Here is a 20,469-nt window from a genome sequence, read left to right as displayed (position 1 = left end):
GCCCTAGCCGAGCGCCTCGGCCTGCGCGTATTTCGCCAGCATCGCCGGGTCGACCGCCACCCCGAGACCGGGGCCCTCTGGCACGTGCACCCGGCCACCCCGGACCGGGAAGGGCTCGGTGAGGATGTCCTCGCTGGCATAGTAGGTCGACATGTAGAACTCGCAGTCGAGCCGCAGTTCAGGCAGCGCCGCCATCAGGTGAGCGCCGGCGGCATGGGCGAGACCGGTCTCGAACATGCAACCGCCATAGACCTCGATCCCGGCGGCGCGGGCGATGGCGCTGACCTCGAGCGCGCGGCGGATGCCGCCGGACTTCATCACCTTCAGCGAGAAGATGTCGGCCATGCGGATCTGCACCCCGTGAAGCGCCTCGCGCACGCCAAAGACCGACTCGTCGGCCATGATCGGGGTCTCGATCACATGGGCGATATGGGCCAGCGCGTCGCGCTCGTGCATCTTCACCGGCTGCTCGACAAAGGTCGGGCGGAAGGCCTCGAGATCGCGGATGCAGCGCACCGCGTCATAGGCGGGCAGGCCTTGATTGTAGTCGATGCGCAGGTCGGCCTCGGCGCCGTAGATCCCGCGCAGCTTCTCGAGCCGCATCAGGTCGAAGCCGTGGCTCTTGAAGCCGGTCTTGATCTTGAAGATCCGCACGCCCTCGGCCCACATCGCCGCCACGTCCTCGAGATCCTTGCCGAAATCCGGGTTGGCGACGGAAAAGCTCAGCCCCATGTCGTCGCGCATCCGGCCACCCACCAGCTCGCAGACCGACAGGCCCGAGATCTGTCCGGTGAGATCGAGCAGCGCCATCTCGAGCGCCGCCTTGGCCTCGGGGTGGCCCACCACCAGTGCCTCGGCGTCCCGCATGTGGCGCTCGACCTGCACCGGGTCCTGCCCGATGAGATGCGGGCGGAGATAGGTATAGAGCGCCGCGACTGTACCCTCTGCGGTGCCGGTGAAGGCGGGCCAGGGCGAGGCCTCGCCCCAGCCGGTCAGGCCGGTGTCGGTGATCACCTCGAGGATTACGGCGTGGATGCCCGCCACGTCGCCGATGCCGTGCGAATGCACCGCCTTGCCGGGGATCAGCACGCGGTGAACGCGGATGCGGTCGATCTTGTGGTCGCTCATCATGGGCTCCGTCTGGCTGTGGGCCACGTCCGGCGCGGCGGTCTTGCGGGCTTGTTAGCGTCGATCCGTGGGCTCGGCCAAGGGCGGGCGACCGTCTCGCCGGAATTTTCACGGATCGTGTGACCGGGGTGCGGAAATCGCCGTGGAAACAGGCGCTCTGCGGGCCGGTCATACCTGCAAAGGCTTGCATGTGATGCATGGGGGCTTCCCGCGCGCCGCCTGATCTCGATCAAGGCTCGGGCGAGGGCTGCATGGTCTTAGAGATGCAAGCGATTTGCATGAAAGGACAGGCCATGAGCTTCAAGGACCAGATCAGCGCCAATGCCGGCTACATGCGCGAGCTGCGCAAGGCCATGCCCGAGACCTTTGCCGGCTTCATGGAGCTCCAGAAGGCCGCGACCGTCGACAACGCGCTGAGCAGGAAGCAAAAGGAATTCGTGGCACTTGGCATCGCCGTGGCGATCCGCTGCGAGGGCTGCATCCTGTCGCACGTGGCAGCGCTGGTGAAGGCCGGTGCCACCCGTGAAGAGCTGGTCGACGTGCTGGGCATGTCGGTGCAGATGGCAGGTGGCCCTGGGCTCAGCTACGCCGCCAAGGCGCTGGCGATCTTCGACGAGCTGACCGCCGAGGGCTGAGCGGAGAACGGTCTTCACCGCGTCGCGACAAAGACGGCAAGGGCATGGGGCCACGCGCAAGGGAGCTGCGTCTAGGGCCCGCAATGCCCATGTGCCGGCAACGGAACGCCGCGCGATGAACGCAAAAGGCGCGGCCCTCGCGGAGCCGCGCCTTTCCTGTCTCAAGCGGTGAGGCGGGCTCAGCCGCGCAGCGTGCCGCCGGTGGCCTTGGTCACCTTCTCGACGATCTTGGCGCCGACCGCCTCGATGTCCTTCTCCTTCAGCGTCGCGTCGGAGGGCTGCAGGCGCACGGTGATCGCCAGCGACTTCTTGCCCTCGCCGAGGCTGCCGCCGATGAACTCGTCGAACACCCGGACCTCCTCGATCAGCGCCTTGTCGGCGCCCGCCGCGGCGTTGACCAGATCGAGCGCCGCCACGTCGGCATCGACCACGAAGGCGAAGTCACGCTCGACCGCCTGCAGGTCGTTGAGCTTCAGCGCCGGACGGCCCGAGCCCTTGGAGCGCGGCAGCGGGATCTCGGACGGGTAGAGCGTGAAGCCCACCGCCGGGCCCTTGACGCCGAGCTCGGCCAGCACCTTGGGGTGGATCTCGCCGAACACGCCGAGCACCTTCTTGGGGCCGAGGCAGAGCTTGCCATGACGGCCCGGGTGCCACCATTCCTCGGCGCCGCGCAGGATCTGCATCTTGGCGGGCGCGCCGATCGCAGACAACACCGCCTCGGCATCGGCCTTGGCGTCGAAGATGTCGACCGGGCGCGAGGCGCCGTGCACGTCCTTGGGGCCGCTGCGGCCCACGAGCAGGCCGGTGATCTGGGTGTGCTGCTCTTCCGGCTCGCCGCCCTGAAAGGCCGCGCCAACCTCGAACAGCGCCAGATCGGCGAAGCCGCGCGCCTGGTTGCGCGCCGCCGCCTGCAGCAGGCCCGGCAGCAGCTGCGGGCGCATGTGGCTCATCTCGGAGCTGATCGGGTTGGCGAGCATGGTGGCATCGTCGCCGCCGCCGAAGAGCTCCGCCGCCGCCTTGTCGATGAAGCTGTAGGTGACGCATTCGTTGTAGCCGAGCTCGGCCACGGTACGACGCGCGATCTGCTCGCGCTTCTGCATCGGCGACAGGATCGGGGCGGGCACGCCCGCCTGCGGGCGCGGCATCGGCTGGCCCTTGAGCTTGGTGAGCGAGGCCACGCGGGCGACCTCCTCGACGAGATCCGCCTCGCCCATCACGTCGGGGCGCCAGCTCGGCACGTGGGCCATGTCGCCCTCGAGCGTGAAGCCGAGCGCCTCCAGAGTGGCGCGCTGCTCGTCGGCCGGGATCTCCATGCCGACGAGGCTCACCACGCGGTCGGTGTCGAGCTTGTAGGCGCGGCTGACATCGGGGGTCTCGCCCGCGACCACCACCTCGGAGGCCTCGCCGCCTGCGATGTCGAGGATCATCCGCGTCGCCGCCTCGATGCCGGGCTGGGCCGAGGCCGGGTCGATGCCGCGCTCGAAGCGGTAGCGGGCGTCGGAATTGATCTTCAGGCCGCGCCCCGTGTAGGCGGTGCGGATCGGGTCAAAATAGGCCGCCTCGAGGAAGACGTTGACGGTCTCGTCGCTGACACCCGTGGGCTCGCCGCCCATCACGCCGCCAAGGCTCTCCGGCCCGCTGTCGGCGGAGATCAGGATCATCCCCGGCTCCATGGTGTAGGTCCGCTCGTCCAGCGCCTCGAGCGTCTCGCCGCCCTCAGCTGCGTGCACCCGCAGGTTGCCCTGCACCTTGTCGGCGTCGAACACGTGCAGCGGGCGGTTGCGGTCGAAGGTGAAGAAGTTGGTCACGTCGACGAGGAAGGAGATCGGGCGCAGGCCGATGGCCTTGAGCCGGTCCTGTAGCCATTGCGGCGAGGGGCCGTTCTTCACGCCCTTGATGACGCGGCCATAGAAGACCGGGCAGCCGTCCTTGGCGCTGTCCTCGATGGTCACCGAGATCGGGCAGGGGAAGCTGCCCGCGACCGTCACCGGGGTAAGCGGTTTCAGCGTGCCGAGGCCGCGCGCCGCGAGATCACGGGCAATGCCCTCGACGCCAAGCGCGTCGGGCCTGTTGGGGGTGATGGCGATCTCGATCACCGGGTCGACCTTGGCGGGATCGTTCTCGGCGAGCCAGTCGGTGAAGGACTGCCCGACCTCGCCCGAGGCCAGCTCGATGATGCCGTCATGCTCTTCCGACAGCTCCATCTCGCGCTCCGAGCACATCATGCCGAAGCTCTCGATGCCGCGGATCTTGCCGACCTGGATGGTGGTGTCGATGCCGGGCACGTAGGTGCCGGGCTTGGCGATGACCACGGTGATGCCCTCGCGGGCGTTGGGCGCGCCGCAGATGATCTGGCTCTCGCCCTCGTCGGTCAGCACGGTGCAGACACGGAGCTTGTCCGCGTCCGGATGCTTCTCGGCCTTGAGGACCTTGCCGATGGTAAAGGCCGCCAGCCGCTCGGCGGGGTTCTCGACCCCTTCGACCTCGAGCCCGAGATCGGTCAGTGCCTCGGTGATCTCGTCGACCGAGGCTGTGGTGTCGAGGTGCTCTTTCAGCCAGGAAAGGGTGAATTTCATCGCGAAGCCGCCCGTGTTGGTGTCACGTATCGCGCCGCTCTTAGCGGATCGCCGCGCAGGGGGAAAGGGGCGGCCGGCCAATGCGCCCCACGCGCGCCATCGTCTGCCGCCCATGCCGAGGGCACAGTTCTTGAGCGCCCCCATCTTCTCTTCGTCGAAAATACTCCCGCCGGAGGCATCCCGCCCGACCCGCTACAGGGCAGGGCCGGGACAACTCGCCCCGTCAGCGTGGCTCGAAGTAATCCAGCGGGATCTTGAGGTAGCGCCGGCCATCGCCCTCCGGCTCCGGCTTGCGCCCGCCGCGGATGTTGATCTGCAAGGCTGCCAGCATCAGTTTGGGCAGCGGCAGGGTGGCATCGCGCTTGTCGCGCACGGCGCGGTACTCGGCCTCGGACGGCGCGTCCTTGAGGTGGATGTTCGAGGCCTTGTGCTCGGCGACGGTGGCGCAGCAGGCGGCGTCGCGGCCCTCGGGGGCGTAGTCGTGGCCGACATAGAGCCGGGTGTCGTCGGGCAGCGACAGGATCTTCTGGATGGTCTCGTAGAGATCCTTCGAGGAGCCGCCGGGGAAATCGGCGCGCGAGGTGCCGCTGTCGGGCATCATGAAGGTATCGTGCACGAAGGCCGCGTCGCCCGCGACATAGGTGATCGAAGCCAGCGTGTGGCCGGGCGAGAAGATCACCTTCACCGGGATCTCGCCGACCATGATTTCATCGCCATCGGCCAGCAGCCTGTCCCACTGGCTGCCGTCGGTCGGGACATCGGAGCCGAGGTTGTAGATGCCCTGCCAGAGCGTCTGCACGCCGGTGACCCTCTCGCCGATGGCGGTGGGGGCACCGAGCTTTTCCTTCAGCCACGGGGCGGCGGAGAAATGGTCGGCATGGGGGTGGGTGTCGAGGATCCAGACCACCTCGATGCCGGTCTCCTCGACATACGCGAGGATCTTCTCGGCGTTCTCGGTGCTGGTGGCGGCGGCCTGCGGGTCGTAATCCCAGACCGGATCGACGATCGCGCCCTTCATGGTGGCGGGATCGTGGAAGACATATTGCCAGCTTCCGGTTGCTTCGTCCCAGAAGCTCTTGACGATCGGGCTATGGGTCATCTTGGTCCTCGTTGTCCTGTGGGGCTTGCCGAGCCCATGGCTGCGGCGCTCTCGTATGACATGTTCCGAATTGAAGATATGTTCCAATCCGCATGGGTATCCAGTGCCGCCGGTGCGCCACAAGGGCGCACCGGCCGCCGGATCAGAGCTGGCGGGTGGAGAAATACCAATCGACGGTGTCATAGCCTTCGCCGGCGCGGGCCATCGCGGCCTCGGGGGTGGCCGGGGTCGGCACGATCACCGGGTCGCCCGGTGTCCAGTTCTCCGGCATCGCGCATTTGTTGGCGTCGGCGGTCTGCAGCGCCACGAGCAGTCGATAGATCTCGTCCACCGATCGGCCGGCGTTCATCGGGTAGTAGACCATGGCACGCAGCACGCCCTCGGGGTCGATGATGAAGGTCGCCCGCACTGCAGCGGTGTCGGAGGCGCCGGGCTGGATCATGCCGTAGGACTGCGCCACCGTCATGCTCAGGTCGGCGATGATCGGGAAGCGGATCTCGACGCCGAACTTTTCCTTGATGTTCAGAATCCACGCGATGTGGCTGTAATGGCTGTCGATCGACAGGCCGAGCAGGGCGGTGTTCATCTCGGCAAAAGCGTCCTGCTTCCTGGCGAAGGCGATGAACTCGGTGGTGCAGACCGGGGTGAAATCCGCCGGGTGCGAAAACAGGATCAGCCACTGGCCGCGGTAGTCCTGAAGCGTCTTGCGGCCGTCGGTGGTGGGAGCGTCAAAGGCCGGGGCGGGCTCGTTGAGGCGGGGCATCTGCGGGCAGGGTGCGTCGAGCATCGGGGTCTTCCTTCTGTCAAAACCAGAGTCTGTCGTTCGATGACCCCGATGTACTTGTGATAGTCATATTCTTGAAATTGATTGTATCGCTCATTGTGATAGAAAACCTCTATGATCAATCCGCAGATCACCCTGCGCCAGCTGCGCTTCCTCGCCGCGCTCGCCGAGACGCTGAACTTCTCGCGCGCCGCCGAGCTGTGCCACGTCACCCAGCCCACCCTGAGCGCAGGGCTGCGCGAGCTCGAGGAGCGGCTCGGCGTGCAGCTGGCCGAGCGCAACACCCGCTCGGTGATCCTTACGCCGCTCGGGGCAGAGATCGCCGGGCGGGCGCGGGCGCTCTTGCTGGCGGCGGGTGATATCGAGGCGCTGGCCGCCGCGCAGGGCCGGCCCGACCAGGGCGACCTGCGGCTGGGGGCGATCCCGACCATCGGTCCCTACCTGATCCCGCGGGCCCTCCCGGCGCTGCGTGGTGCCTTCCCCGAGCTGCGGCTGTTCCTGCGCGAGGAGCTGACCGAGCAACTGGTCGAGGGGCTGCTGTCGGGGCGGCTCGACCTGATCCTCTTCGCCCAGCCCTTCGATATCGCGGGCATCGAGACGATGCATCTCTTCGATGACGGCTACCACCTCGCCACGCCGCCCGGCCTGTCGGGCTATGGCGGCGGCGCGGTGAGCGGCGAGGCGCTGGAGGGGGCGCGGCTGATGCTGCTCGAGCGCGGCCATTGCCTGCAGCGCCATGCGCTCAAAGCCTTTCCCGACTACGAGATCGAACAGGACGAGAGCTTCTCGGCCACCAGCCTCTCGACGCTGATCTCGATGGTGAGCGAGGGGCTGGGGATCACGCTGCTGCCGGATCTGGCGATCCTGTCCGGGGTGCTGGCAGGGCAGGAGGTGGGGCTGTCACCGCTCGAGGGGGCCTGTCCGCGCCGGGTGATGCTGGGCTGGCGGCCGGGCACGCCGCGGGCCGAGGTCTTTGCACGGCTGGGCGGGATCCTGCAGCGCACCCGTGCGGTGATGCAGCAGGATATGGCCTGAATTCCGGCCTGAATCTGGGCCTGTAACCCGGATCGGAAGACCGCGCTTGGAATCTGGACCTGAAAGCTGGACCTGAAACGCGACCGCGCCGCCCGGGATGTCCCGGACGGCGCGGCCTGTTCTTGCGATAGCAGGGGGGTCAGGCGGTCTCGGCCTGTTTGGCTGCAAGTTCCTTGGCCTTCTTGCGACCGAAGATGCGCTGCACCACGACGAAGAACAGCGGCACGAAGATCACCCCCAGCACGGTGCCCGTGATGGTCCCGCCAAGCACCGCCGAACCCACCGCGGTGCGGCCGCCGGCGCCGGCGCCGGAGGACAGCACCAGCGGCACCACGCCCAGCGAGAAGGCCAGCGAGGTCATGATGATCGGGCGGAAGCGCTGCTTCGCCGCCTCGGCCACCGCCGCCAGAAGCTCCTCGCCCGCCTCGTAGCGTTCGCGGGCGAACTCGACGATGAGGATGGCGTTCTTGCCGGTCAGGCCGATCACCGTGAGCAGGCCGACTTGGAAGAACACGCCGTTCTCGAAGCCGAACCAGTAGGCCGCGCCCATGGTGCCGAGGACACCGATCGGCATTGCCAGCATCACCGAGAACGGGATCGTCCAGCTCTCGTAGAGCGCCGCGAGGCAGAGGAAGATCGCCGCCAGCGACAGGGCGTAGAGCAGCGGTGCCTGACCGCCCGAGTCGCGTTCTTCCAGCGACAGGCCGGTCCAGGCGAGGGCGTAGCCCGGCGGCAACTCTGACACGAGGCGCTCCATCTCGGCCATCGCTTCGCCCGAGGTCACGCCGGCGGCCGGCTCGCCCTGGATCTGCATCGAGGGGATGCCGTTGTAGCGGCTCAGGCCCTGCGGGCCGTAGGCCCAGTCCTCGGAGGTGAAGTTGGCGAACGGAACGAGCTCGCCATTGGCATTGCGCACCCGCCATTTCTGCAGGTCCGACGGCGTGGCGCGGCTGTCCGCCTCGCCCTGCACGTAGACCCGCTTGATGCGGCCGTTGTCGTTGAAATCGTTCACGTACTGCCCGGCCCAGGCCACCGACAGGAGGTTGCCGACATCGGTGGGAGAGACCCCGACCGCGCCGGCGGCACGCCAGTCGATGTCGAGGTTGAACTGGGCAGCGTCCTCGAGCCCGGAGGGGCGCACGGAGCCGATCAGCTCGCTCTGCGAGGCCATGCCAAGCAGCTGGTTGCGGGCATTCAGGAGCTGTTCGTGGGTCTGGCCGGCCTGCGCCTGCAGGTAGAAGTCGAAGCCCGAGACGTTGCCGAGCTCGATCACCGAGGGCGGCACGATCGGGAAGACCTGCGCATCCTGGATGCCCATGAAGGCCGGGAAGGCGCGTCCGGCGACGGCCTGCACGCTCTGGCTCGGGTCCGGGCGTTCCTCCCAGTCCTTGAGCCGCACGAAGGCGAGACCCATGTTCTGGCCCTGACCGGCGAAGGAGAAGCCGACCACGCCGAACACCGACTCGACGTTCTCTGCCTCGTTCTCGCGGAAATGGGTCTCGACCTGCTCGACCACGTCGAGCGTACGCTCGGCGGTGGCACCGGTGGGGCCCTGCACGAGGACCATCAGGATCCCCTGGTCCTCGTCCGGGAGGAAGCCGGTGGGGGTGTTGTTGAACAGGTAGACCATGCCGCCGGCGAGGGCGAGATAGACCAGCATGATCCGCAGCGGGCGCTTGATCAGGTAGGCCACGGTGCCGCGGTAGCCGTCGGCGGTCTTGTCGAAGCCCTTGTTGAACCAGCCGAACGGGCCGCGTTTTGTGTGGTTCACATCCTTCGCCTTGAGCAGCGTGGCGCAGAGCGCCGGGGTCAGGGTCAGGGCGACCAGCACCGACAGCGCCATGGCCGAGACGATGGTGATCGAGAACTGCCGGTAGATCACACCGGTGGAGCCGGGGAAGAAGGCCATCGGCACGAACACCGCCGAGAGCACCAGCGCGATGCCGATCAGGGCGCCGGTGATCTGGCCCATCGACTTGCGCGTTGCCTCACGCGGGGAGAGACCCTCTTCTTCCATGATGCGCTCGACGTTTTCGACCACCACGATGGCATCGTCGACCAGCAGGCCGATGGCCAGCACCATGGCGAGCATGGTCAGCGTGTTGATGGTGAAGCCCGCCATCGCGAGGATGCCGAACGTGCCGAGGATGACGACCGGAACCGCCAGCGTCGGGATCAGCGTCGCGCGCAGGTTCTGCAGGAAAAGCAGCATCACGAAGAACACGAGGATGATGGCCTCGATCAGGGTCTTCTGCACCTCGTGGATCGAGATCTCGATGAACGGGGTGGTGTCGTAGGGAATGACGTAGCCCACGCCCTCGGGGAAGAACTCGGAATACTCCTCGATCCGCTCCTTGACCCGCTCGGAGGTGTCGAGCGCGTTGGCGCCCGAGGCCAGCTGCAGCGCCATGCCCGAGGAGGGCTGGCCGTTGTAGCGCGCGATGGTGGAGTAGTTCTCGGCGCCGATCTCGACCTCGGCCACGTCCTGCAGCAGCACCAGGCCGCCATTGGTCTCGGTGCGCAGCACGATGTTGCGGAAGTCTTCCGGGGTGGAGAGCAGCGACTGCGCGGTGATGGTGGCGTTGAGCTGCTGGCCCTCGGGGGCGGGCAGGGTGCCGAAGGAGCCCGCCGAGATCTGCGCGTTCTGCGCCGAAACCGCGCTGACCACGTCCGAGGGTGTCATCTCGAAGGCGGCGAGCTTGGACGGATCCAGCCAGATCCGCATGGCGTATTGCGCGCCGAAGACCTGCGCACCGCCGACGCCCTCGATGCGGGCGAACTCGTCAACGAGGTTGGAGTTCAGGTAGTCCGACAGGTCGGCCTGTTCGAGCCGTCCATCCTCGGAGATCAGGCCGATCACCATGAAGAAGGACGACGACGCCTTCTCGACGGTGACCCCTTGCCGCTGCACCGTCTCGGGCAGCAGCGCGGTGGCCTGGCTGAGCTTGTTCTGCACCTGCACCTGCGCCACGTCCGGATCCGTGCCGGATTCAAAGGTCAGGGTGATCGAGGCGGTCCCGGCCGAGGTCGACGAGGACGACATGTAGCGCATGCCGTCGAGCCCGGTCATCTGCTGTTCGATGATCTGGGTGACGGTATTGGCCACGGTCTGCGCCGAGGCGCCGGGATATTGCGCGCTCACCCGCACCGAGGGCGGTGCGATCTGCGGATACTGCGCGATGGGAAGGGTGAGCAGCGACAGCACGCCGACGCCCATGATGAGGATCGAGATCACCCAGGCAAAGACCGGACGGTCGATGAAGAAACGGGCCATAAGAGGGACTCCTGACGCTCGCGGCGCGGCTTATTCGGTGGCGGTCTCGGCGGTGTCTGCGGCAGTGTCTCCCGCCGCGGACTCTTCGCCCTCGGCAGCGGCGCGTTCCTGCGGCGACACGGTCATGCCTTCGGAGACCTTCTGCAGGCCGGCCACGATGACGCGGTCGCCGGCGGCAAGGCCGTCGGTGACGACCCAGGCATTGCCCTGATCGCGCTGTACGGTGAGCTGGCGGCTCTCGACGGCGTTCTCGGCATTCACCACCATCGCCATCGGGCGGCCACGGCGGTCACGGGTGACGCCTTCCTGCGGCGCGAGGATGGCATCCTCGACGGTGCCCTGCGGCATCTCGACCTGCACGTACATGCCCGGCAGAAGGAACTGGTCGGGGTTGGGGAACTCGAGGCGCAGCACGATGACGCCGGTCTGCTCGTTCACGTAGGGTTCCGCGGCGGCGAGGCGGCCGGTGTGCTCGTAGGTCTCGCCATCGGCGAGGGTCAGCGTCACGAGGCCATTGCCCTCGCTCTCGACATCCTGCCCCGACCGGCGCCAGCGCAGCATCTCGGCGGCGGACTGGGTCACGTCGACATAGATCGGGTCGAGCTGGCGGATGGTGGTCAGCGCGGTCGACTGGCCCGAGGTCACCAGCGCGCCCTTGGTCACTTCGCTGAGGCCGGCGGAGCCGCTGATCGGCGCGCGGATGGTGGTGCGCTCGAGATCGATCTCGGCAGAGAGCACATTGGCCTGCGCCACCTTCACCGCCGCCTCCGCCACGTCGCGTGCGGCGAGCGCGTCGTCGAGGTTCTGCTGGCTGGCGACGTTGCGCTGGCGCAGCTCTTCCTGACGGTCGGCATCGCGCTGGGCGGAGCTGAGCGTGGCTTCCGCCTGCGCCAGAGAGGCTTCGGCAGCGGCCATCGCGGCCTCGTAGACCGCCGGGTCGATGCGGTAGAGCGCCTCGCCCTGCTCGACCTCGGCGCCTTCCTCGAACAGGCGGTCGGTGATGATGCCGTTGACCTGCGGGCGCACCTGGGCAACGCCGGAGGCGGCGACGCGCCCGGGCAGGGTGGAGGTGAGCGTCACGTCGGACGCTTGAAGCGTCACCACGGTCACCGGTTGCGGCGGGCGTTCGCCGCCCTGCTGCTGCGCGGCTGCGGGCAGGGTGGCAGCGGCCGTGACCAGCGCGGCGGTGGCAAGGCGCAGGGTGCGGGTAAGTCCTCTGAGCATGGGAGCACTCCAAAGAAGGCAAAAGGCCGCTGAAAAGCGGAACGGTCTTGAATGGCGATATGGAAACTGTGTAGTTTTGTAAAGCTCGCCGCGTCGGGAACAGAGTTTTTTTCTCTGCGTTGCGGCACAGGAGATGTGCAGTGCCAGATCAATCATCACAGACCGGGGCGGTTTCGCCAAGGCGTCGCGGCCGCCCGGTGCAGATCGATCACGAGACCCGCGAGGCCATGGTGCTCGACGCAGTAGGCGAGCTGCTGATGCAATGCCGGCTCGAGGACATCAGCATGTCTGGCATCGCCCGTAAGGCGGGGATGTCGAAGCGCACGCTCTACACCATCTTTGCCAGCCGCGAGGAGCTGCTCGGGGCAACCTTCGCGCGAATTGGGCAGCGCATCTTCCGCCCGCTCGCGCCAGAGGAGCGCGACCTCCCTCTCGTCGAGCGGCTCGACAAACTGCTGACGCTGAACGAGATGCCGCAATTCGAGCAGGGCGCGGTCGAGGTGCTGCGCGCCGTGATCGCCGAGGCGCCGATCCATCCCGGCATCGCGCGCCAGTGGGATGCCGAGGGGCGGGGCGCTCTGATCAGCTACATCTCGGCCGAACTGGCCTGCGCCGCCGAGAGCGGCGAGGTGACCCTGCACGAGATGACCGCGACCGAGGCGGCGGAACTGCTGGTCGACATGGTGATGGGTGAGGTCCTGCACGATCTGCTGATCCCGAACGAGCGCCACCTCGACGCGTGCCACGCGCGCGAAGACAAGCAGATGCGCCGCCGTCGCGCGGTTCGGGTGTTTCTCGAAGGGGTTCGCGTGCGCTGAGCTTTGCGCGGCCCGCGAGCCGGTCTAGGGTCGCGGCGACAGATGCCGCCGCAGCGAGGATCCGATACCGTGACCGCCCAAAGCCCTCTTGCCGCCCCGATGGGCGCGGCGCGCCTTGCCGGTGCGCTCTATCTTCTGATCATCCTGCTTGGCCTGACCAGCGAGGTCGCCCTGCGCGGCAGCCTGATCATGCCCGGGGACGCCGTGGCCACTGCCGAGGCCATCCTCGCCCAACCCGGCACGCTGCGGCTGAGCCTTGCGGCCGACACGGTGATGGCGCTGGCCGACGTCGCGCTGGCGGTTCTGCTTTACCTGCTGCTGCGCCCGGTGAGCGCGGCGCTGGCGTTGATGGCGATGGTGTTCAGGCTGGTGCAGGCGGCTCTGATCGCCATGTCGCTGCTGTTCCAGTACGGCGCGCTTTTGATCCTGCATGGGGACGGCGCCCCGGAAGCGGCGATGCTGGCGCTGGAGCTGCACGGCCACGGCTACGACCTCGGGCTGGTGTTCTTCGGGGTGAACAGCCTGCTCACCGGCTGGCTGCTGGTGCTCTCGGGGTTTGTTCCGAAACTGCTGGGTTGGCTGATCGCGGCGGCGGGCGTGGTCTATATCCTTGGCAGCACGATCCTGTTCATGGCCCCGGCGATGGCCGACCTCTTCGCCCCGGCCTACCTGCTGCCGGTGCTGTCCGAGACCGCCTTCTGCCTGTGGCTGCTGATCCGCGGCCTCGGTCCCCGCGCCCCGGGCTGAGCCCGCATGGCAGAAAATCGGCAGCGCTATCACAGTCGCGCGCCGATCCACACGCGGCGCCGCCCGGGAGCTTGCCAAATCGGGGCGCCGGTTTCAAAGATGGATCATGCAGATCTACCTCCCAATCGCCGAGGTTTCGGTCAACGTCTTCCTGCTCTTCGGCCTTGGCGGGCTGGTCGGGGTGCTCTCGGGCATGTTCGGCGTCGGAGGCGGCTTCCTGATCACGCCGCTGCTGTTCTTCATGGGCATTCCGCCCGCCGTGGCGGTGGCCACCGGCGCCAACCAGATCGTCGCGAGTTCGGTCTCGGGGGTGCTGGCGCATCTCAAGCGCAAGACCGTCGACCTGCGCATGGGCACGGTGCTGCTCGGAGGCGGCCTCGTCGGTGCGGCGCTGGGCGTCTACGTCTTCAACCTGCTCAAGCAGGTCGGTCAGGTCGATCTGCTGGTACGACTCTGCTACGTGGTCTTCCTTGGCATCATCGGTTCGCTGATGTTCGTCGAGAGCCTGCGGGCGCTCAGGCGCTCGAAAAAGGGCGGCCCGCCCAAGCGGCGCCACCACGGCTGGGTGCATGGCCTGCCGCTGAAGATGCGCTTCCGCACCTCGGGACTCTACATCTCGGCGATCCCGCCGGTGATGGTCGGCCTCTCGGTGGGCGTGCTGTCGGCGATCATGGGCGTGGGCGGCGGCTTCATCATGGTGCCGGCGATGATCTACCTTCTGGGCATGCCCACAAAGGTGGTGGTCGGCACCTCGCTGTTCCAGATCATCTTCGTCACCGCCTTCACCACCATGCTACACGCGGTCACCAACTACACGGTCGATATCCTGCTGGCGCTGGTGCTGCTGATCGGCGGCGTGATCGGGGCGCAGTTCGGCACCGCCTTCGGCACGCGGCTCAAGGCCGAGCAGCTGCGCATCCTGCTGGCCTCTCTGGTGCTTCTGGTCTGCGGCAAGCTGGCGCTCGACCTGTTTCTCACCCCCGCCGACCTCTACGAGCTGGGGGTGCAATGATCCGGCTGCTGCTCCTGCTTCTGGCGGTCTTCGCCCTGCCGGCCCGGGCCGAGGAGGTGGTCATGGGGCTGAGCAAGGACCGGGTTTCGATCACCGCCGATTTTGACGGCTCCGAGATCCTGATCTTCGGCGCAGTGAAGCGCGAGACCGAGATCCGCACCGAGCCGCCGCTCGAGGTCATCGTCACGGTCTCGGGCCCGGTCACCCCGGTCACGGTCTGGCGCAAGGAGCGGCGCTTCGGCATCTGGGTCAACACCGACGCGGTCGAGATCGACGCGGCGCCCTCGTTCTACGCGGTGGCCACCTCGGCGCCTTGGCCGCAGGTGATCTCCGAGGTCGAGGACCTGCGCCACAAGGTGTCCGTCAATCGTGCCATCCGCTCGGTCGGCGCGCCGATGAACATCGTCGATTCGCCCAGCTTCACCGAGGCGCTGATCCGCCTGCGCGAGACCCGCAGTCTGTACCAGCAGCGCCCGGTGACCGTGACGTTCAACGAATCCACCCTGTTCGACACACGGATCTCGATGCCCGCCAACATCGTCGAGGGCACCTATACGGTCCGCGTCCTGCTAACGCGCGGCGGCCGGGTGGTGTCGCAGTACAGCTCCGAGCTCGAGGTCGGCAAGGTCGGGCTCGAACGCTGGCTCTACAACCTCTCGCGCAACCAACCGCCGCTTTACGGCCTGCTCTCGCTGGTGATCGCCATCGCCGCCGGCTGGGGTGCGTCGGCGGCCTTCAGAGCCCTGAGATCCGGATGACCCGCAAAGCCCCGTCGCCCCGCTCCGCCTATCGTGCCTTCTTCTCCGTGCAGACCCGCTGGGACGACAACGATCTCTACGGTCACATCAACAACGTCACCTACCTGAAATACATCGATACGGTCGTGGCGCTCTGGCAGACCGGGCAGGGCGTCGATCTCGGCGCGGATGCGGATCTGCGCTACCTCGTGGTCGAGAGCGGCGCGACCTACCATTCCGAGGCGCGCTTCCCCGAGCAGCTGCACGCCGGGCTGCGCGTCGGTCGGCTGGGCAACAGCTCGGTGCGCTACGAGGTCGGCATCTTCCGCGAAGACGACGAGATCGCCTGCGTCGAGGGCTTCTTCATCCAGGTTGCCGTCGACCGCGACACCCGCCCCGCGCCCGTGCCTGCCGGGCTGCGCGCCGCGCTTGAGACAATCCTCGCCTGAGCGCCGGGAATCCGGCGAGCGCGTTTGACATCGCGCCGCGCCGTCCGCAGGGTCCGCTTCGAAAGGAGTGCCGCCATGCTGCCCGTCGACCCCAAGCGTTTCCTCGAGGACCTGCATGCCCTGCGCCGCTTCGGCGCCTCCGGCGTCGGGAAGGGGGTCGCGCGCCCCGGCTTCTCGGACGAGGACATCGCCGCGCGCGACTGGCTCGCGGGCCGCATGTCCGAGGCGGGGCTCACACCGCAGTTCGATCCCGCAGGCTCGCTCTTCGGTCTGGCCGAGGGGCGCTCGCTGCTGATGGGGTCGCATTCCGACAGCCAGCCCGAGGGCGGCTGGCTCGACGGTGCGCTGGGCGTGGTCGCGGCGCTGGAGGTGGCCCGCGCCTCTCGGGAGGCCGGAGGGCCGCCGGTTTCGGTGGTGTCGTTCTCCGACGAGGAGGGCCGCTTCGGCGTCACCACCGGCAGCTCGGTCTGGGGCGGAAACCAGACGCTCGAAGGCGCCGACGCGCTGCATGACGCGCAAGGCGTGAGCTTTGCCGAAGCCAGGGCCCGTTTTGGCGACCGGCGCGGCGGGTTTGTCGATCCCTCCCGCTTCTCGGGATATGTCGAGATGCATATCGAGCAGGGGCCGGTGCTCGACACCAGCGGCGAGAAGATCGGCGTGGTCGACGCCATCGTCGGCATCCGCGACATGCATCTGAGCTTTACCGGCCAGCAGAACCACGCCGGTACCACGCCGATGCACCTGCGCCGCGATGCCTTTCAGGCGCTCGCAAGCTTCAACGCGGCGCTCAACGAGCGCTTCGCCAACGTGGTGACCCCGCAGACTGTCTGGACCATCGGCCATGTTGCGCTGCATCCCAACGCCGCCTCCATCGTGCCGGGGCGGGCGCGCTTCTCGATGCAGTGGCGCGACGGCGATGCCGACCGGCTGGCGCGGATGGAGACGATCATCCGCGACACCGCCGCCGAGATCGCTGCGGCGCATGGCATGGGGCTCGAATTCGGCTCGATGCTGGGGCTCGATCCGGTAACGATGGATGCCGGTCTGCGCTCGGCGCTCGAGACGGCGGCCGAGGCCGAGGCGCCGGGCAACTGGCGGGTGATGCCCTCGGGCGCACTGCACGACGCCACCAACGTGGCCCGGCTGATGCCGGTCTCGATGCTGTTCGTGCCCTCGATCGGCGGCATCAGCCACGACTTTGCAGAGGACACCGACGAGGCCGATCTGGTGACCGGCCTCAACACGCTGGCGCGCGCCGTGGCCGCGCTCGGCTAGGGCAGGGAACCTCTCGGCCTGAAGGACGTTTTCAGAAAACTGTTCCCGGAGAAACCGTTATGACCGATCCCCAGCCCGTCAGCGCAAGCGACGACCAGCTTTCGACGTTGCAGGACCTGCTGTCGCGCAGCGCCGAGACCCATGCCTGGTTCGAGGAGATGGCCGAGAAGGCCGAGCCCGACTTTCGTCACGTGGCGCTGAAGTTCCGCGGCCTTCACGTGGAACAATGCGACCGCATCACCGCGATCATGACGGCGCTCGGCGGTGAACCCGACCGCTCTGGCGGAGTGCGCGCGGCGGTCAACCGCACGTCGGTGTCGCTGCGCTCGCTCTTCGAGGAGATCGACGATGACATGATGAGCGCCGTCGAGGACGCCGAGGCGCAGCTTCTGGCCGAGTTCGACGCCGCGCTCAGCAGCCTCGCCCCCTCGCGCTACCGCGACGAGCTGGAGCAGATGAAGGGCGAATTGGTGACGCTGCTCTCCGAGGAACCGGGCGACGCCTGAGCGCCGCGCAGATCCAGAAACTGTGCTACCGTGCTCGCGAGGGAACGGGAGGATAGCATGGATCCGGTCAGTCTCGTCTATTACGCCATCATCTGCGGGGTGCTGTGCTGGGCCGGTCCCCGGATCGGCGGCCCTGTGCCGAGGGTGCTTGCCGGGGTGATCGTGGGTGTGCTGGCGGCGGGCGTATTGCCGGCGCTCAAGGGGATGCTTGGCGGCTGAATGTCGCTTTGGGTCGAGGCGCTGGGCATTTTGCCCGCCAAGCGCCGACCGGCCCTGGGCGCGGCAGACAGACACCCCCGTCGCGGCACCCATAACAATCAGCGTTGGCGTCTATTGAGAGAGGCCAAAGCTCAGGCCCAGGCGCTGTCCCGCGGGCTATGCCTGCCTCACGCCCACTCCACATCCCCCAGAAAGATATACCCCGCGCCGTAGATCGTCTTGATCAGCCGCGGGTTCTTGGGATCCTCCCCCAGCTTGGTGCGCAGCCGCGAGATCCGCACATCCATCGCCCGGTCGAAGCTCTCGCCTGCGGCGCCGCCAAGGCTCTCCTGCATCTGCGCCCGGGTGATCAGGCGCTTGGGGCTGTCGAGGAACAGCCGCAGCACCTCGCCCTCGGCATGGGAAAACGGCGTCTCCCCGCCGGCCTCGTCCTCCAGCGCGTAGCGGTCGAAATGCGCCGTCCAGCCGTTGAACCGGGCGGTGTCGCTCTGCCGCAGCGCCGCGCGGGGCCCGCGGAGACGGGCCCGGATGCGCGCGACCACCTCGGCCGGATCGAAGGGCTTGATGATGTAGTCGTCGGCGCCGAGCTCGAGCCCGGTCACCCGGTCCTGCACCTGAGCACGGCCCGAGATGATGATGACGCTCGCCCCCTGTTCCAGCGCCAGCCGATGCACCAGTGTCAGCCCGTCGCGGTCGGGCAGGCCGAGGTCGACAAGGCAGACATCCGGCGTCGCCCGTTTCAGCGCCGCCTCGAACTCCGTGGCGCGGGCGAAGCTCAGGGTGCGGAACCCGGCCTCTGTCAGCGCCTCCGACAGGATCGTGCGGATCGCAGGCTCGTCGTCGAGGATGAAGACCAGAGGCGCGCTCATGCGGCATCCCTCCGGTGGCCGAGGAACGTCCGCAGCTCGTCCGAGGTGAACGGCTTGGCCAGCACCGGCGCCGCCTGCCGCGCCTCCACGTGCCGCGGGTGATCGGGCGGCAGCGAGGTCATCAGCCGCACCGGCAGATCCGGCAGCAGCCCGGGCAGGGCGCTTCCCGGCAGCGCGCCCTCGAGCGAGATGTCTGACAGCACGAGATCGATCTCGAGCCCCTCGGCCAGCGCGCAGGCTTCCTCGACCGAGCTCGCCTCGATGACGCTGTGGCCGATCCCGGTGAGCATCTCGCGCACCTGGGCGCGCAGCTCGGGATTGTCCTCGACCAGCAGTGCCAGCCCGCCGGTGGGCTGCGTCTCGGGTCGGCGCAGCGGCAGGCGCAGCGTGACGCAGGCGCCGCGCACGCCATTGCCGAGCTTCACCTCGCCGCCGGCAAGCTTGACCATATCGTAGACCATGGCGAGCCCCAGCCCGGACCCCTCGCCACCCTTGGTGGTGAAGAACGGGTCGAGCCCGTGCGCCAGCGCCTCCGCGCTGAAGCCCGGTCCACTGTCGGCCACCGAAAGCTCGAGCCAGGTGTCCTGCACGGCGCGGGCGGCAACGGTGATCTCGCCCGACGCACCGCAGGCATCGGCGGCGTTGAGCACTAGGTTCAGCGCCGCGTCCTGCAACATTCCGGGGTCGATCAGGAAGGCGCCCTCGGCCTCTTGCACGATGCGCAGCGCCAGTGCCTCGGGCAGGGACGGCCGCGCCAGCGTCTCGAGATCACGCAGGAAGCGGGCCAGCGCCACCGGCTCGGGGCGCCAGGCCCGGTGGCTGGTGATGTCGGCGATGCGGTTGAGCAGCTCGCCGCCGCGCCGCGCCGCCTGCAGCGTGGCGGTGATCAGCGCTTCGGCTTCCTCCCCTTCGACCATGCGCGCGAGCTTCGCCTGCATGCCGAGGATGATGGTCAGCAGGTTCGAGAAGTCATGCGCCAGCCCCGAGGTCAGCTGTGCCGCCAGCTCCCGCCGCTTGGTCTGCTGCAGCGCCGCCCGTGCCTGCGTCTCCTCGGTGACATCATGGCTCAGGATGTAGACCCCCCTTTCGCAGGGATCGGGGGTGAACACCGCCCGGATGCGCCGCGACGAGCCCTCGTCGGTGAACTCGAAAATGCTCTGCGCCCCGCCGAGCGCGCGCTCGAGATGCGGCCGCACCTTCTCGTAGGCTGGCCCCAGTGCCTCGGAGACATGCAGCCCGAGGATCTCAGAGGGCCGCCCCGGCATCACCGAGGACAGCCGCCGGTTGGAAAACGTGTAGCGCCCCGCCGCGTCGACCCGTGCAAGGTGCGCCGGCATCATCTCGGTGGTGAGGCGGGTGCGCGCCTCGATCTCGGTCAGCTCGCGCCGCGCCTCTTGCAGCGCCGCGTTGGTGGCCTCGAGCTGACGGTTGCTGGCCGACACTTCTTCCGAGCGCCGCAACACCTCCTCCGAGAGCAGCTCCGAGCGGGTGCGCAGCAGCTGCTCCTGTCGCTTCATGCCGGTGATGTCGGTATAGACCGTCACCCAGCCGCCCTGCGGCAGCGGCGAGCCCTCGACCGAGATGGTGCGCCCGTTGGCGCGGGTGCGTTCCATGTAATGCGGCTCGAAGGCGCGGGCCTGCTGCACCCGGACCGCGATGAAGCTCTCGGGATCGTCCACGTGACCGTATTCGCCGCGCTCGACGAGATGCCGGATGGTGTCCTCGAACCGCGCGCCCTCGTCGGTGAGGCGCTTCGGCAGATCGAACATCTCGGCGAAGCGGCGGTTGCACACCGCCAGCCGCAGGTCGCTGTCATAAATCGACAGAGCCTGCTGGATCAGGTTCAGCCCGGCCTGTGTCAGTGCATCCTTGCTCATCGCGCCTCCCGCCTCTCGGCCCCATGGCTAGCACTCCCCACCCGCGCGCGGAAGCCGAACCGACGCAACGTCGGACAAGGCCCCCATATCTTCTTTGGTTCGAAAATACCTCGGGGGTGAATGCGGCCCTGCCGCAGAGGGGCAGCGCCCCTGCACCCGCGCCCCAGGCGCCCGCCAGACAGGCAGCGCTGCGCCCCGTCACTCT

At 67.9% G+C, this 20,469-nt stretch carries 18 protein-coding genes; 10 read left to right on the top strand and 8 right to left on the bottom strand.

The window, feature by feature from the left end; translation table 11 throughout:
* Positions 1 to 3: 3 nt before the first annotated feature.
* A complete protein-coding gene (locus R2601_RS05130; RefSeq protein WP_040545163.1) occupies positions 4 to 1,128 on the bottom strand; it encodes an enolase C-terminal domain-like protein in 1,125 nt (374 codons plus the stop codon).
* A 293-nt stretch (positions 1,129 to 1,421) separates the two neighbouring features.
* Between R2601_RS05130 and R2601_RS05125 the strand changes: the two genes are divergently transcribed.
* On the top strand, positions 1,422 to 1,763 hold the full coding sequence (locus R2601_RS05125; protein WP_007794570.1) for a carboxymuconolactone decarboxylase family protein: 342 nt from the start codon (positions 1,422 to 1,424) through the stop codon (positions 1,761 to 1,763).
* 179 nt (positions 1,764 to 1,942) lie between these two features.
* On the opposite strand, the gene pheT is transcribed toward R2601_RS05125, so the two are convergent.
* The 3 genes from pheT to R2601_RS05110 all read right to left on the bottom strand — a co-directional run bounded on the left by pheT (position 1,943) and on the right by R2601_RS05110 (position 6,225).
* Positions 1,943 to 4,339, bottom strand: a complete 2,397-nt coding sequence (gene pheT, locus R2601_RS05120; RefSeq protein ID WP_007794567.1) for a phenylalanine--tRNA ligase subunit beta — start codon at positions 4,337 to 4,339, stop codon at positions 1,943 to 1,945.
* A gap of 223 nt (positions 4,340 to 4,562) precedes the next feature.
* Positions 4,563 to 5,438 (bottom strand): MBL fold metallo-hydrolase, encoded by an 876-nt coding sequence (locus R2601_RS05115; RefSeq protein ID WP_007794566.1) that lies wholly within the window; start codon positions 5,436 to 5,438, stop codon positions 4,563 to 4,565.
* Positions 5,439 to 5,580: 142 nt separating this feature from the next.
* Entirely contained in the window at positions 5,581 to 6,225 is a 645-nt protein-coding gene (locus R2601_RS05110; RefSeq protein ID WP_007794563.1) for a peroxiredoxin, read from the bottom strand.
* A 111-nt stretch (positions 6,226 to 6,336) separates the two neighbouring features.
* On the opposite strand from R2601_RS05110, the gene R2601_RS05105 reads away from it, so the two are divergent.
* Positions 6,337 to 7,257, top strand: coding sequence for a hydrogen peroxide-inducible genes activator (locus R2601_RS05105; RefSeq protein WP_007794559.1), 921 nt, complete (start codon positions 6,337 to 6,339; stop codon positions 7,255 to 7,257).
* 139 nt (positions 7,258 to 7,396) lie between these two features.
* Here the strand turns inward: R2601_RS05105 and R2601_RS05100 are convergent, their stop codons facing one another.
* Together R2601_RS05100 and R2601_RS05095 are read right to left on the bottom strand one after the other, a co-directional pair.
* Positions 7,397 to 10,531: an efflux RND transporter permease subunit gene (locus R2601_RS05100; protein ID WP_007794556.1), complete on the bottom strand. Its 3,135-nt coding sequence runs from the start codon at positions 10,529 to 10,531 to the stop codon at positions 7,397 to 7,399.
* A 30-nt stretch (positions 10,532 to 10,561) separates the two neighbouring features.
* Entirely contained in the window at positions 10,562 to 11,755 is a 1,194-nt protein-coding gene (locus R2601_RS05095) for an efflux RND transporter periplasmic adaptor subunit (RefSeq protein WP_007794553.1), read from the bottom strand.
* Positions 11,756 to 11,895: 140 nt separating this feature from the next.
* On the opposite strand from R2601_RS05095, the gene R2601_RS05090 reads away from it, so the two are divergent.
* From R2601_RS05090 to R2601_RS26930, 8 genes are all read left to right on the top strand, one after another.
* Positions 11,896 to 12,573 carry a TetR/AcrR family transcriptional regulator gene (locus R2601_RS05090; RefSeq protein ID WP_254656034.1) on the top strand — a complete coding sequence of 226 codons (678 nt, stop codon included), beginning with the start codon at positions 11,896 to 11,898 and terminating at the stop codon, positions 12,571 to 12,573.
* Positions 12,574 to 12,642: 69 nt separating this feature from the next.
* Positions 12,643 to 13,320 (top strand): DUF4386 domain-containing protein, encoded by a 678-nt coding sequence (locus R2601_RS05085; RefSeq protein ID WP_254656033.1) that lies wholly within the window; start codon positions 12,643 to 12,645, stop codon positions 13,318 to 13,320.
* A gap of 106 nt (positions 13,321 to 13,426) precedes the next feature.
* A complete protein-coding gene (locus R2601_RS05080) occupies positions 13,427 to 14,332 on the top strand; it encodes a sulfite exporter TauE/SafE family protein (protein ID WP_007794545.1) in 906 nt (301 codons plus the stop codon).
* Positions 14,329 to 15,090 (top strand): TIGR02186 family protein, encoded by a 762-nt coding sequence (locus tag R2601_RS05075; RefSeq protein ID WP_007794541.1) that lies wholly within the window; start codon positions 14,329 to 14,331, stop codon positions 15,088 to 15,090. Before R2601_RS05080 ends, R2601_RS05075 begins: the two co-directional genes overlap by 4 nt.
* Positions 15,087 to 15,518: an acyl-CoA thioesterase gene (locus R2601_RS05070; protein WP_007794538.1), complete on the top strand. Its 432-nt coding sequence runs from the start codon at positions 15,087 to 15,089 to the stop codon at positions 15,516 to 15,518. The genes R2601_RS05075 and R2601_RS05070 overlap by 4 nt, the downstream gene beginning before the upstream one ends.
* A gap of 75 nt (positions 15,519 to 15,593) precedes the next feature.
* Complete coding sequence (locus R2601_RS05065) at positions 15,594 to 16,793, top strand: Zn-dependent hydrolase (RefSeq protein WP_007794535.1); 1,200 nt, start codon at positions 15,594 to 15,596, stop codon at positions 16,791 to 16,793.
* Between the two features lie 59 nt (positions 16,794 to 16,852).
* Positions 16,853 to 17,299: a DUF2383 domain-containing protein gene (locus tag R2601_RS05060; RefSeq protein WP_007794533.1), complete on the top strand. Its 447-nt coding sequence runs from the start codon at positions 16,853 to 16,855 to the stop codon at positions 17,297 to 17,299.
* A gap of 57 nt (positions 17,300 to 17,356) precedes the next feature.
* On the top strand, positions 17,357 to 17,518 hold the full coding sequence (locus R2601_RS26930; RefSeq protein WP_007794531.1) for a hypothetical protein: 162 nt from the start codon (positions 17,357 to 17,359) through the stop codon (positions 17,516 to 17,518).
* Between the two features lie 167 nt (positions 17,519 to 17,685).
* Here R2601_RS26930 and R2601_RS05055 read toward each other — a convergent pair whose 3' ends face one another.
* Both R2601_RS05055 and R2601_RS05050 read right to left on the bottom strand, forming a co-directional pair.
* The gene (locus R2601_RS05055; protein WP_007794528.1) at positions 17,686 to 18,387 is read right to left on the bottom strand and encodes a response regulator transcription factor; all 702 of its coding nucleotides are present in this window, start codon (positions 18,385 to 18,387) and stop codon (positions 17,686 to 17,688) included.
* Positions 18,384 to 20,264: a hybrid sensor histidine kinase/response regulator gene (locus tag R2601_RS05050; protein ID WP_007794525.1), complete on the bottom strand. Its 1,881-nt coding sequence runs from the start codon at positions 20,262 to 20,264 to the stop codon at positions 18,384 to 18,386. Before R2601_RS05050 ends, R2601_RS05055 begins: the two co-directional genes overlap by 4 nt.
* Positions 20,265 to 20,469: the final 205 nt, after the last annotated feature.

Source organism: Salipiger bermudensis HTCC2601 (assembly GCF_000153725.1).
Classification (GTDB): domain Bacteria; phylum Pseudomonadota; class Alphaproteobacteria; order Rhodobacterales; family Rhodobacteraceae; genus Salipiger; species Salipiger bermudensis.
The sequence above is the reverse complement of the archived record's forward strand: the minus strand, read 5'-3'. Positions and strand labels throughout refer to the sequence as shown.